The sequence below is a fragment of the Bhargavaea massiliensis genome (assembly GCF_050480245.1).
Lineage (GTDB): Bacteria > Bacillota > Bacilli > Bacillales > Anoxybacillaceae > Anoxybacillus.
On sequence record NZ_JBCNEQ010000030.1, the window covers coordinates 15,727 to 27,938 of the forward strand.

Annotated in this window: 13 protein-coding genes and 1 other annotated feature; of the genes, 11 read left to right on the top strand and 2 right to left on the bottom strand. The window is 42.4% G+C overall.

Features of this window, described 5'->3' with window-relative positions:
* Positions 1–2: 2 nt before the first annotated feature.
* Positions 3–182: a YjzD family protein gene (locus ABEV15_RS07320; protein WP_064214244.1), complete on the bottom strand. Its 180-nt coding sequence runs from the start codon at positions 180–182 to the stop codon at positions 3–5.
* A gap of 49 nt (positions 183–231) precedes the next feature.
* Here ABEV15_RS07320 and ABEV15_RS07325 point away from each other — a divergent pair, with 49 nt between their 5' ends.
* The 7 genes from ABEV15_RS07325 (at position 232) to ABEV15_RS07355 (ending at position 5,720) form a co-directional block, all read left to right on the top strand.
* Positions 232–489: a hypothetical protein gene (locus tag ABEV15_RS07325; protein ID WP_064214245.1), complete on the top strand. Its 258-nt coding sequence runs from the start codon at positions 232–234 to the stop codon at positions 487–489.
* Positions 490–573: 84 nt separating this feature from the next.
* Entirely contained in the window at positions 574–1,533 is a 960-nt protein-coding gene (locus tag ABEV15_RS07330) for a BMP family ABC transporter substrate-binding protein (protein WP_429631442.1), read from the top strand.
* A 107-nt stretch (positions 1,534–1,640) separates the two neighbouring features.
* On the top strand, positions 1,641–2,573 hold the full coding sequence (locus ABEV15_RS07335) for a beta-ketoacyl-ACP synthase III (protein ID WP_498852822.1): 933 nt from the start codon (positions 1,641–1,643) through the stop codon (positions 2,571–2,573).
* Positions 2,574–2,605: 32 nt separating this feature from the next.
* A complete protein-coding gene (gene fabF, locus ABEV15_RS07340; protein WP_498852823.1) occupies positions 2,606–3,847 on the top strand; it encodes a beta-ketoacyl-ACP synthase II in 1,242 nt (413 codons plus the stop codon).
* A gap of 70 nt (positions 3,848–3,917) precedes the next feature.
* Entirely contained in the window at positions 3,918–4,640 is a 723-nt protein-coding gene (locus tag ABEV15_RS07345; protein WP_064221101.1) for a DUF2268 domain-containing putative Zn-dependent protease, read from the top strand.
* 56 nt (positions 4,641–4,696) lie between these two features.
* Positions 4,697–4,903, top strand: a complete 207-nt coding sequence (locus tag ABEV15_RS07350; protein ID WP_064221102.1) for a YuzI family membrane protein — start codon at positions 4,697–4,699, stop codon at positions 4,901–4,903.
* A gap of 76 nt (positions 4,904–4,979) precedes the next feature.
* The gene (locus ABEV15_RS07355) at positions 4,980–5,720 is read left to right on the top strand and encodes a YjbA family protein (RefSeq protein WP_004891837.1); all 741 of its coding nucleotides are present in this window, start codon (positions 4,980–4,982) and stop codon (positions 5,718–5,720) included.
* A 33-nt stretch (positions 5,721–5,753) separates the two neighbouring features.
* On the opposite strand, the gene trpS is transcribed toward ABEV15_RS07355, so the two are convergent.
* The gene (gene trpS, locus ABEV15_RS07360; RefSeq protein WP_088223460.1) at positions 5,754–6,743 is read right to left on the bottom strand and encodes a tryptophan--tRNA ligase; all 990 of its coding nucleotides are present in this window, start codon (positions 6,741–6,743) and stop codon (positions 5,754–5,756) included.
* 48 nt (positions 6,744–6,791) lie between these two features.
* Positions 6,792–7,019, bottom strand: a binding site (T-box leader).
* A gap of 524 nt (positions 7,020–7,543) precedes the next feature.
* Here trpS and ABEV15_RS07365 point away from each other — a divergent pair.
* The 4 genes from ABEV15_RS07365 to ABEV15_RS07380 all read left to right on the top strand — a co-directional run bounded on the left by ABEV15_RS07365 (position 7,544) and on the right by ABEV15_RS07380 (position 12,209).
* Complete coding sequence (locus ABEV15_RS07365; RefSeq protein WP_498852824.1) at positions 7,544–9,184, top strand: peptide ABC transporter substrate-binding protein; 1,641 nt, start codon at positions 7,544–7,546, stop codon at positions 9,182–9,184.
* 87 nt (positions 9,185–9,271) lie between these two features.
* Positions 9,272–10,207, top strand: coding sequence for an ABC transporter permease (locus ABEV15_RS07370; protein ID WP_128356843.1), 936 nt, complete (start codon positions 9,272–9,274; stop codon positions 10,205–10,207).
* Positions 10,208–10,209: 2 nt separating this feature from the next.
* Positions 10,210–11,127 carry an ABC transporter permease gene (locus tag ABEV15_RS07375; RefSeq protein WP_128356845.1) on the top strand — a complete coding sequence of 306 codons (918 nt, stop codon included), beginning with the start codon at positions 10,210–10,212 and terminating at the stop codon, positions 11,125–11,127.
* Positions 11,128–11,141: 14 nt separating this feature from the next.
* Positions 11,142–12,209, top strand: coding sequence for an ABC transporter ATP-binding protein (locus tag ABEV15_RS07380; protein ID WP_498852825.1), 1,068 nt, complete (start codon positions 11,142–11,144; stop codon positions 12,207–12,209).
* Positions 12,210–12,212: the final 3 nt, after the last annotated feature.

The following is a 12,212-nucleotide window of genomic DNA, read 5'->3' on the forward strand; positions in this document are numbered from 1 at the left end:
TTTTAATGATGCACAGGGTCGTCTGGAATAAGTTGCGCGATTAACAAAATGAGAACGGTTGCAATGACTGCCAATGTTGTACCGGTTGCGAAATGGTACGCCACACCGATCATGGAGCTAACGACGTATGTCACCATGTTGACTAATAAAAACGTCCAAAAAAACGTCCAAAAAATGCGCATGTAACTCCCTCCTTTGCACTCTTTTTTTATCTTAACATAAATGATGGATGTGCGAAAACGAAAAATTATAACGCCTAGTACACGCAAAAGAAAATCGCATACTGAACGATGGCTTCCACCACTTTATCCGCCGATTGTGCCGATGAAAATTTGGCAAGTGTCCGGCGTCAATCCTTATCCGCCGACGATTCATGCGAGGGCGTACGCCCAGGCGTTTGGCGTACCTGTTTCGTATCATTTGCCTGAAAAAAAGTATACGTTTGCGCAAGCGATCCATACATTTTTCGAGCAGTATAATGACGTATAGCCCCCATACCCGTGGGGATTTTTTCTTTACCGATCAGAAAGAAAGCAAGTAAAATAAAAAATGAAACAGAAGAGGGAGTGTTGCATGTTGATGTGGCGATATACATATTTGATTTTTGCACTACTTTTTATTTTAGTTTCTTGCGCTCCTGCTCAATTATCATCGGGACATGTGCAAAAGGTTGGTTTACTCGTTTCGGATACGATCGACGATCAAGTATGGGGAACGAAAGGATATAAAGGGTTGCTTCGTATTCAAGCGAAGTTTGGGGCGGACGTGTTTTATCGCGAAGGGGTCAACTCGAAGGCTGCTACGGCACATGCGGTAAAACAATTCCACGAAAAAGGTGTCACATTAATTTTCGGACACGGAAGCGAGTACGGGGAGTATTTCGATGAGATCGCAGGTCAATATCCAGACGTTCATTTTGTATTTTTTAACGGAGAAGCGAAAAAGAAAAATGTGACGAGCTTAAATCTTCAAGGGCATGCGATGGGCTTTTTCGGTGGTATGGTCGCAGGACATATGACGAAAACAAACAAAATAGGTGTTATTGCTGCGTTTGAATGGCAATCGGAAGTGGACGGTTTTTTTGAAGGGGCGTTATATGAAAATGAAAACGTCCATGTCGATATTGAATATGTACAAAGTTGGGATGACATAAATGCAGCTTTGGAGATTGCTGAGCGGATGATCGCAGATGGCGTAGATGTCATATATCCCGCTGGCGATAAATTTAGCGTACCGATCATTGAAAAGATGAAAGAACATGGTCTTTATGCAATTGGCTATGTGACAGACCAAGCAGATTTAGGGGAACGTACTGTGCTGACAAGCACCGTCCAACATGTCGATGCACTATATGAACTCGTTGCGCAAAAGTTTATCGATGGGGAGTTAACGTCAGGAACGACATATGTTGATTTTCAAGACGGTGTCGTTGAACTCGGCGCGTTTAGCCCGCTTGTAGATGAATCGTTTCAACAAAAAATGACAAAAGCGATTGAGCGATATAAAAAAACGGGGAAATTGCCGAATGAGTAAATGAGGTGTCGAGTGAACACCTCATTTTTTTATTGCACGGAACGAAAAAAGAAAGTAAAATTAGTACCAAGTAATAAAGTTTGATAATAAAAGGAGACGATACTCTCGTGAATGCAGGAATTATTGGAATTGGACGATATTTGCCGGAACGTATTGTGACGAATAAAGAATTAGAACAACAAATGGATACGTCCGATGAATGGATTCGGACGCGCACAGGTATTGAAGAACGGCGCATTGCTTCAGACGATATGGACACGTCCGATATGGGATATATTGCAGCGAAGCGCGCCCTTGATGATGCGGGTATTTCTCCCGAACAAATTGATTTGATTTTAGTGGCAACGGTGACACCAGATCGGGCGTTTCCGTCTGTTGCATGTATGCTGCAAGAAAAGCTTGGTGCGGTGCGCGCGGCGGCGCTTGATGTGAGCGCGGCATGCGCAGGATTTATGTATGCCATGGTGACAGCGAAACAATTTATTGAAACGGACACGTACAAATATGTGCTCGTTGTCGGGGTAGAAAAATTATCGAAAATTGTCGATTGGACGGATCGTAATACAGCTGTGTTGTTTGGGGACGGAGCAGGAGCTGTTGTGATGGGGAAAGTTTCAGAAGGCCGCGGCATCGTGTCATTTGAGCTTGGTGCGGACGGAACAGGTGGAAAATATTTATATCATGACGATTATGTCGTCATGAACGGACGGGAAGTATTTAAGTTTGCCGTGCGTCAAATGGGAGAGTCGTGCATTCGCGTATTAGAAAAAGCAGGTTTGACGAAAGCGGACGTCGACTTTTTAATTCCACATCAAGCGAACATTCGCATTATGGAAGCGGCGCGCGAACGGTTAGAACTACCTGTCGAACGCATGTCGATTACGGTTAATAAATACGGAAATACGTCCGCTGCATCGATTCCGATTTCGCTCGTTGAAGAAGTAGAAGCTGGACGCATTCAAGATGATGATCTCATCATTATGGTTGGCTTTGGCGGTGGATTAACGTGGGGCGCTATCGCGTTGCGCTGGGGCAAATAACGATGTATGATGAAACAAAGGAGTGATGAGTGGTGGCAAAAAGACGAGTCGTCGTCACGGGATTAGGGGCTGTCACACCGTTAGGACATGATGTGGAAACGACATGGAAAAACATCGTGGCAGGACAATCGGGCATCGGTCCGCTCACACGATTAAATGCGGACGATTTTCCTGCGAAAGTGGCAGCGGAAGTGAAAGATTTTCAAGTCGAACAATTTATTGATAAAAAAGAAGCGCGCAAAATGGACCGTTTCACGCAATATGCGGTCGCCGCTTCGATGATGGCAGTAAAAGATGCCGACTTACAAATTACAGAGGAAAACGCAGCGCGCGTCGGCGTATGGATCGGTTCAGGCATCGGCGGAATGGAAACGTACGAAGAGCAAATGAAGACGTTTTTAGAAAAAGGGTATCGTCGCGTCAGCCCGTTTTTTGTTCCGATGATGATTCCAGATATGGCGGCCGGACAAGTGTCGATTATGCTTGGCGCGAAAGGAATAAACTCATGCACGGTGACCGCCTGCGCCACAGGAACGAACTCGATTGGCGATGCGTTCAAAGTCATTGAGCGCGGCGACGCTGATGTAATGATTACAGGCGGAACAGAGGCGCCGATTACACATATGGCGTTCGCCGGATTTAGCGCGGCGAAAGCGCTCTCGTTTAACCCTGATCCGAACACAGCGTGCCGTCCGTTCGATCAACATCGTGACGGATTTATTATGGGCGAAGGGGCTGGCATTATTATTTTAGAAGAACTTGAACATGCGTTAAAACGTGGTGCACGCATTTATGCAGAAATTGTCGGCTACGGTGCGACAGGCGATGCGTATCATATTACAGCGCCAGCACCGGGCGGAGAAGGCGGCGTACGCGCGATGCGCCAGGCGCTTCATGATGCGGACATGCAACCAGAAGACATCGATTACATTAACGCACACGGAACGAGCACAGAGTATAACGATAAATACGAAACGATGGCGATTAAAGAGGTTTTTGGTGAACATGCGTACAAATTAGCGGTCAGCTCGACGAAATCGATGACAGGGCATTTGCTCGGGGCAGCAGGGGCTGTTGAAGCGATTTTCTCCGTGTTATCCATTTACGATGGTGTTATTCCACCAACGATTAACTATGAAACACCAGATCCAGAATGCGACTTAGATTACGTGCCAAACGTTGCCCGCAAACAAGACGTGCGTGCCGTATTAAGCAACTCGCTCGGTTTTGGTGGCCATAATGCGACGATTATTTTCAAAAAATATGAAGGATGAGGCTTTCCTCATCCTTTTCACATTTTCCTTTCGTTTTTCGTACAATGCGATAACGAAAGGAGGGAGGATGATGGGAGTAGTAAATACGAAAGATTGGTTTGTGGATGATCGATGGCGTGAAAAAATAAACGAAGACGTACACCGCCATTTATTCGCACATGGCATGGCACGGCGCAATCAACAGGAGATCATGAAACAGCTCGCTGAAAAAAATGTATGGGCGTTTGTCGCCAAAAAGTTTGCGGAGCTAAAAAAAGGGTGGAATGGGCCAGATGTGCCGATTTATATTTTTCCTGCAGATGCCACAAATCGTTCGCTCCAACATGAATTTGGCGGAAAGTCAGGCGTCGCTTTTTTCGATCAACTATTTTTATTTTTACTTCCTCATGTCTCGAACGAACATATTTACGCCCTCCTCATTCACGAATACAATCATGTCTGTCGTTTACATGTGGATCCGAAAGATGAACGGGACTATACGCTTCTTGATCGCATCGTCATGGAAGGATTAGCCGAACATGCAGTGAGGGAGCGGCTTGGAAGCGAATATGTCGCCAAATGGACGACATATTATACGAAAGAACAACTCGAGCAATTCACGAAAAAATGGCTCGTGCCAAACTTGTCTCTTCGTCCAGACGATGCTCGTTATCGTGCCTTGTTGTATGGTTCGATGTTGTATCCACGCATGCTTGGTTACGCAGTTGGATATGAAGTGGTGAGACGAGCGCTAGCGAAAAAGACGATGACAAAGTTACTCACTATGACATCTGAAAAAATTTTTTTTATGTAACGCATCGTTATGTCGCTTGTTCATACATATAGTTAGTGGACAAGGGGGATAAGTGTATGCGTTTCTTTTTTTATTTGCTTGGGTTCGGGATGTCGGTGATCGGTGGGACGACGATGATTGCGTATTTAAACATTATGACATCGCGCTCAGACTGGAAAGAATATTTGTTATTTATTAGCACAAAAGTTGAATGTTATTTTTTACCGATTGGCTTACTCATAACGTGGCTAAGCATTTTTTTCCCATTTCGTGATGATGGTTAAATTTAGGGTGAAATGGAATAAAATGAGCAACCTCTGACCATACTGTGAACAAATCGTTCGAAGTGAGGGGTTATGCATGTTATATCTTCACGATGTTTGGGTGAATTGGTTTGAAGGAGAAGAAAACGGATATAACGTTTGCCACTTTTATGAGTGGAGAAAAGATGATGCGATTGAACTGTTAGATCAAGTGCCGGTGTTGAAAGTGAGCGCGCCGTTGTTTCACTACTTAGAAAACAGCTTGGCCGAAATTCCGAAACCGTTGCTTGAAGACGTATATCAAAAAGCGTACGTGCGCAAAAACCACGAACGCATTCGGCTTGATTATTGTTTTATTGCCACAGATGGCTATGGCATCGTTGCGATTGATACGATTGGCTATCACATTCCGATTCGTAAAAGCCGACTCATTCCACGTCAAGAACAGCTCGTTTATGAGATGATGAAAGAGCAAGATGTGCGCATATATCCGTTTCAACAAAGTGAAAAAGAATATCACATTTTATCGCCCCATCCTGCGCTCATGAGCGGATTGACACGTAAAGAGCGACAATTGAAACAACTGTTATTTATGGCGCTTGATCAACTATACGGAACGAAAAATGTTGCCGAAGTGCGTTATTGGTATACGGAATGGGCGCCGGAGAAGTATGCGTATATTCAGCAAATGTCATTTGAAGAAGCGTGGAATGGCTTGTATGAAGAAGCGAAATACGGTTGGTCCGAACGACACGCTCATTTATGCGAGCGGCTCGTGAAAGGGCAACCGTTTTTCGAAAAACTATGGGAAATGGAACAAGAACCGAAAGTCAATTAAAAAAAACTCAGCCCTACACGGAGCTGAGTTTTTTTATTTTCTTTTTCTACCTAAGCCGATGGCATTTTCCATTTTCTTTAACATTTTGCTTGCGACGCGATTTGCTTTTTCGGCACCTTCGTCTAAAATATCGTCTAATTTTGTGCTTTCCATGAGCTCATAATATTTTTCTTGAATTGGTGTCAAGGTGTTAATGATCGCTTCTGCGACATCTGCTTTAAACTCCCCATATCCTTTTCCAACATAGCGCGCTTCTAGCTGTTCGATCGGTTCGTTCGCCAAAATGGAGTAAATCATTAATAAGTTCGATACGCCCGGTTTATTTTCTTTATCGTAACGAATGATGCCTTCGGAGTCCGTCACGGCACTTTTTACTTTTTTCTCGATCGTTTTTGCATCGTCAAGTAGTGTAATGTACGATTTTTGGTTTGGATCGGACTTGCTCATTTTTTTCGTCGGATCAGTAAGCGACATAATGCGGGCTCCGATTTTCGGAATGCGCGCTTCTGGGATCGTGAAAATGTCGCCGTATCGTTTATTGAATCGCTCCGCTAAATCGCGTGTCAACTCAATATGTTGTTTTTGATCTTCACCGACAGGAACGATGTCTGTCGAGTAAAGTAAAATGTCGGCTGCCATAAGCGGCGGATACGTTAACAATCCGGCGCTGACCGCTTCTTTTCCTGCTGATTTATCTTTAAATTGCGTCATGCGCTCCAATTCGCCGATGTAGGCGATGCATTGTAAAATCCAACCTGCTTGTGCATGCGCAGGAACTTCTGACTGGATAAATAACGTTGATTTGTTCGGATCAATGCCGACTGCTAAATAAAATGCAGCTAAACTGCGAATGTTTTTCCGAAGCGCGAGCCGATCTTGTGGAACGGTAATCGCATGTTGATCGGCGATGCAAAAGTAGCAGTTGTAATCGTCTTGCAATTCAACAAATTGCTTCATCGCCCCGATATAGTTCCCGAGCGTAATGACGCCGCTCGGTTGAATGCCAGAAAAAATCGTCTTCATGAAATCACTCCTTTTTTTATTTTTCCAAATAAAAAAGGCTCTATCATCTGTAGGGACGATAGAACCGTGGTGCCACCCTAGTTATTGTCATGTCGACAATCACTTTGCCCATGCGCATGCATGGCACCTTTGTAACGGAAGGCAACCGTCCAAGCTTACTTTCGTTTCAGCTTGAATGCTCGAAAGCCCATTCCATATAACTAGCGGCTTGTTCGCACCGTCCACAAGCTCTCTGAACGCCTCGTCATATGTACTATTCTTTGTCATCGCATCGGTTTTCTTTTACCTTATATCCTACAATATTTATCGTTTGATTGGCAAGGGCACGATATTTGTGACAAAGTCTTTACAAATTGAAACCGTTTTTATAAAATAAACGTGCAATTTTTATTAAATTTTTATTGCGTGTTTAGCAAAAATGAAATAAAATTTTCAAGCGTGAACGCTTTAATTTATTAATATAAAAAAGAAACAGGAAACTATTTTTAAAAATAATCATCAAAGTTTTCTTGCAATAAATTTTTAAACTATTTATAATAAGCTTAACAAGCAAACAGTTTAACAAATTTGTAACATTTACTTAACAATTGCTCCTAATTTGTGCGAGAGAAGCCAACGCTCATTACATAAGGGTGGGCTTTTTGTATAAGTTTTTTTGGAAAAATTCTTGCTGTGTATAACGTAAAAAGTCAGACTATTTAGCAAAAATATTCTTTTCTACAAATTGGAGCATTGACGAGTAAATGGGCAAGTTTGTTAAAATGGGGCTTGGGAAAAAATATATTTAGGGGGGAAATCCATTGAAGAAAAGACTTTCACTTTTATTTAGCCTCATGTTAGTGTTGAGTCTTTTCCTTGCAGCGTGTGGTGGGTTTGATAAAAAGGAATCTACCGACACGAAAGAAGGAGGAGACAAAAAAGCGGAAGTTCCGCAAGAATTACGCATCAACATTAATACAGAGCCATTCTCTTTACATCCAGGTTTAGCGAATGACTCTACGTCTGGTACAGTATTGCGCCAAACATTTGAAGGTTTAACAGTTATTAAAGACGGTAAACCAGAATTGGCAGCTGCAGAGAAATATGAAGTTTCTGATGATTTAACAACATACACATTCAAATTACGCGATGCAAAATGGACAAACGGTGACCCTGTGACAGCGCATGACTTTGAATATGCGTGGAAATGGGCACTTGATCCGCAAAATCAATCTCAATACGCTTACCAACTTTACTACATTAAAAACGGTCAAGCGTTTAACGAAGGAAAAGCGAAAGCTGAAGATGTTGGTGTCAAAGCACTTGACGACAAAACATTACAAGTGACACTTGAAAATCCAACACCTTATTTCTTAGAATTAACAGCGTTCTATACGTATTATCCAGTAAACAGCAAAATCGCGAAACAAAATCCAGACTGGTATAAAAATGCCGGTGACCAATACACTTCCAATGGTCCGTTCAAAATGGTATCATGGGAGCATAACAGCAAAATCGTTCTTGAAAAGAACGAGAACTACTGGGATGCAGATAATGTAAAATTAACAAAAATCGAAATGGTGATGGTTAACGATCCAAACACTGAACTTTCGATGTTCAACAACGGTGAGTTAGACTGGGCTGGTTCACCAACTGGTACATTACCAACAGATGCGATTCCGCAATTAAAACAAGAAGGAAAGCTTCATGTACAACCGATTGCAGGTACGTACTGGTACAAATTTAACACAGAAAAAGCGCCATTAAACAACGTCAACATTCGTAAGGCGCTCACATATGCGATTGACCGTAAAGCAATCGTTGAAAACATTACAAAAGGTGAGCAAGTGCCAGCGATGGCAGCAGTACCACCAACAATGTTCCCTGAAAACGAAAAAGGGTACTTCAAAGATAACGATGTTGAAAAAGCAAAAGAACATTTACAAAAAGGTCTTCAAGAGCTTGGCTTAAAAGATGTGAAAGAATTACCACCAATCACATTATCATTCAACACATCTGAAGCACATGCGAAAATCGCTCAAGCGATTCAAGATATGTGGAAGAAAAATTTAGGCATTGAAGTGAAACTTGAAAACGCTGAATGGAACGTTTACATTGACAAGTTACATTCTGGCGACTATCAAATCGGTCGTATGGGTTGGTTAGGAGACTTTAACGATCCAATCAACTTCTTAGAGTTGTATCGTGACAAAAAAGGTGGAAACAACGATACAAACTGGGAAAATCCGAAGTTTAAACAATTGTTAATTGATTCTCAAAAAGAAAAAGATCCAGAAAAACGTAAACAAATGTTAAAAGAAGCAGAAACGATCTTAATGGATGAGCTTCCAATTGCACCAATTTACTTCTATACAAACACTTGGGTGCAAAAAGAAAACTTAAAAGGTGTGCAAGTTTCAGGTCTTGGCGATATTCAATTTAAATGGGCATACTTTGAATAAAATGGTGAATGATGAAGGTATATGGGGCATCCCATATACCTTCATTTCACGATAGCGAACATTTGTAAAAAATGGAGGTGTTTCAATATGTTGCGGTATATAGGCAGACGTTTGCTTTATATGTTGCTATCGCTATTTTTAATTATTACAGCTACATTTTTCTTAATGAGAGCCGCGCCGGGCGGACCGTTCTCAGGAGAGAAAAAGCTTCCGCCAGAAATTGAGAAAAACTTAAATGAATTTTACGGGTTAGATCGTCCGTGGTACGAGCAATATTTCGATTATTTAACATCAATTGCTCAATGGGATTTCGGTCCTTCGTTTAAATACAAAGGACAAACAGTTAATGATTTAATTAATAGCGGGTTTCCTGTGTCATTCTTTTTAGGAATGGAAGCGTTGTTTATTGCAGTCGGTATGGGGGTATTGCTCGGAATTATTGCTGCATTGAATCATAACAAGTGGCAAGATTATGCAGCAATGGTTTTTGCTGTGATGGGGATTTCTGTACCGAGCTTTATTATGGCATCGCTACTCCAATACGTATTAGCGATTAAACTAGGCATTTTCCCAGTTGCTCGTTGGGAGTCGTTTATGCACAGCATTTTGCCAGCGGTCGCTTTAGCGACAGGACCGACAGCGTTTATCGCTCGTTTAACTCGTTCAAGCATGCTTGAAGTGTTAAGCAACGATTATATTCGAACAGCGAAAGCAAAAGGGTTATCGCGCATGCAAATTACGGTGCGCCATGCGATCCGCAACGCATTATTGCCTGTTGTTTCATACCTCGGTCCGCTATCTGCTGGGGTGATCACAGGTAGTTTCGTTATTGAGAAAATTTTTGGCATCCCAGGTCTAGGAAGTCACTTCGTATTAAGTATTTCTAACCGTGACTATACCGTTATTATGGGTGTTACTGTGTTTTACAGCATCATTTTATTAGCAGCCATTTTACTTGTAGATATTGCTTATGGATTAATTGATCCTCGCATTAAATTAGCCGGTGGGAAGAAAGGAGAGTAACTATGCAGCAAATTCCAAAGGAAATGTTTCAGCCTGCATCGGTTGATTTAAGTGAAGCGGAAAAAATTTCGAAACCAAGCCTTTCATTTTGGAAAGACGTATCGATCCGTTTCCGTAAAAATAAATTAGCGATGTTCGGTCTTGTTTTGCTTTTCATTCTCGTATTCATGGCAATTTTTGGACCGATGATGACACCGCACGATTATCGAACAAACGATTTAATGAATACAAATAAGCCCCCGTCCGCTGAACACTGGTTTGGTACAGATGAACTTGGACGGGATATTTTTGCGCGCACATGGTATGGGGCACGTATTTCATTATTTATCGGTGTGGCTGCGGCGCTCATTGACTTATTTATCGGCGTATTATGGGGCGGTATCGCTGGTTTCCGTGGTGGACGTACAGATGAAGTAATGATGCGCATTGCCGATATTTTATGGGGCGTTCCGTACTTACTTTTAGTTATTTTGTTAATGGTCGTGTTAGAACAAGGATTAGGAACGATGATTTTGGCGATGACGATTACAGGTTGGATTAACATGGCGCGTATTGTGCGCGGACAAGTCCTTCAGTTGAAAAATCAAGAGTACGTTCTTGCAGCGCAAACATTAGGGGCAAGCACATCACGTATTATGTTTAGACATTTAATTCCAAATACAATGGGTCCAATTCTCGTAACGATGACGTTAACGATTCCTTCCGCTATTTTTACTGAGGCCTTTTTAAGTTATCTCGGTCTTGGTGTTCCGCAGCCGTTGGCAAGTTGGGGAACGATGGCCTCTGATGGTGTATCAGCGTTACAATATTATCCATGGCGCTTATTTTTCCCAGCAACGATGATCTGCTTAACGATTTTTGCGTTTAACGTTGTTGGTGATGGGTTGCGCGATGCATTAGATCCAAGATTGCGTAAGTAAAGAGGGGTGAGGACATGGAGAAATTGCTTGAAGTAAAAAACTTAGAGGTATCCTTTCAAACGTATGGTGGAGAAGTACAAGCGGTTCGCGGTGTAAGCTTTCACGTCAATAAAGGTGAAACGCTTGCGATTGTAGGTGAATCGGGATCAGGAAAAAGTGTTACATCGCAAACGATTATGCGCCTCATTCCGATGCCGCCTGGAAAAATCAAAAACGGTCAAATTTTATTTAATGGGGAAGACCTCGTGAAAAAGACCGATAAAGAAATGGAGCAAATTCGCGGGAAAGATATTGGTATGATTTTCCAAGATCCGATGACATCATTAAATCCGACAATGAAAGTCGGTAAACAAATTATGGAAGTTCTCGTTAAACACCAAAATATGTCACCCGCGCAAGCAAAAGAACGTGCGATTGAGTTATTGAAACTTGTTGGTATTCCGATGCCTGAAAAACGTGTTAACCAATACCCACACGAGTTTTCTGGTGGAATGAGACAACGTGCAATGATTGCCGTAGCGCTTGCATCTAATCCGAAGTTGCTCATTGCTGATGAGCCGACGACAGCGCTAGACGTGACGATCCAAGCGCAAATTTTAGAGTTAATGAAAGACTTGCAAAAGAAGATGGGGACGTCCATTATTTTTATTACCCACGACTTAGGCGTTGTTGCAAATATGGCAGATCGCGTCGCTGTTATGTATGCAGGAAAAATTGTGGAAATGGGAACGGTGGATGAAATTTTCTATGACCCACGCCATCCATACACATGGGGTCTACTTGCATCGATGCCAAGCTTAGACAGCGATGATAAAAAGGAGTTAGCTGCCATTCCAGGTTCGCCACCGGATTTAACGAATCCACCGAAAGGGGACGCTTTTGCGCCACGCAATCCGTATGCCATGCGCATCGATTTTGAACAAGAGCCACCGTTATTTAAAATTTCTGATACACACTATGCGGCAACATGGTTGCTACATCCGAATGCACCGAAAGTCGAGCCGCCTGAAGCAGTAAAAAAACGGTTGCGTAAACTCTCCTCAAACTACGATAAACCGATTATTGTAAAGGAGAGTGAGTAAAAA

What these genes read in the sequence shown, in the direction of transcription:
- ABEV15_RS07320 (WP_064214244.1), bottom strand. Translation starts at nt 182, where the DNA reads ATGCGCATTTTTTGGACGTTTTTTTGGACGTTTTTATTAGTCAACATG.
- ABEV15_RS07330 (WP_429631442.1), top strand. Translation starts at nt 574, where the DNA reads ATGTTGATGTGGCGATATACATATTTGATTTTTGCACTACTTTTTATT.
- ABEV15_RS07345 (WP_064221101.1), top strand. Translation starts at nt 3,918, where the DNA reads ATGGGAGTAGTAAATACGAAAGATTGGTTTGTGGATGATCGATGGCGT.
- ABEV15_RS07350 (WP_064221102.1), top strand. Translation starts at nt 4,697, where the DNA reads ATGCGTTTCTTTTTTTATTTGCTTGGGTTCGGGATGTCGGTGATCGGT.
- ABEV15_RS07355 (WP_004891837.1), top strand. Translation starts at nt 4,980, where the DNA reads ATGTTATATCTTCACGATGTTTGGGTGAATTGGTTTGAAGGAGAAGAA.
- trpS (WP_088223460.1), bottom strand. Translation starts at nt 6,743, where the DNA reads ATGAAGACGATTTTTTCTGGCATTCAACCGAGCGGCGTCATTACGCTC.
- ABEV15_RS07370 (WP_128356843.1), top strand. Translation starts at nt 9,272, where the DNA reads ATGTTGCGGTATATAGGCAGACGTTTGCTTTATATGTTGCTATCGCTA.
- ABEV15_RS07375 (WP_128356845.1), top strand. Translation starts at nt 10,210, where the DNA reads ATGCAGCAAATTCCAAAGGAAATGTTTCAGCCTGCATCGGTTGATTTA.
- ABEV15_RS07380 (WP_498852825.1), top strand. Translation starts at nt 11,142, where the DNA reads ATGGAGAAATTGCTTGAAGTAAAAAACTTAGAGGTATCCTTTCAAACG.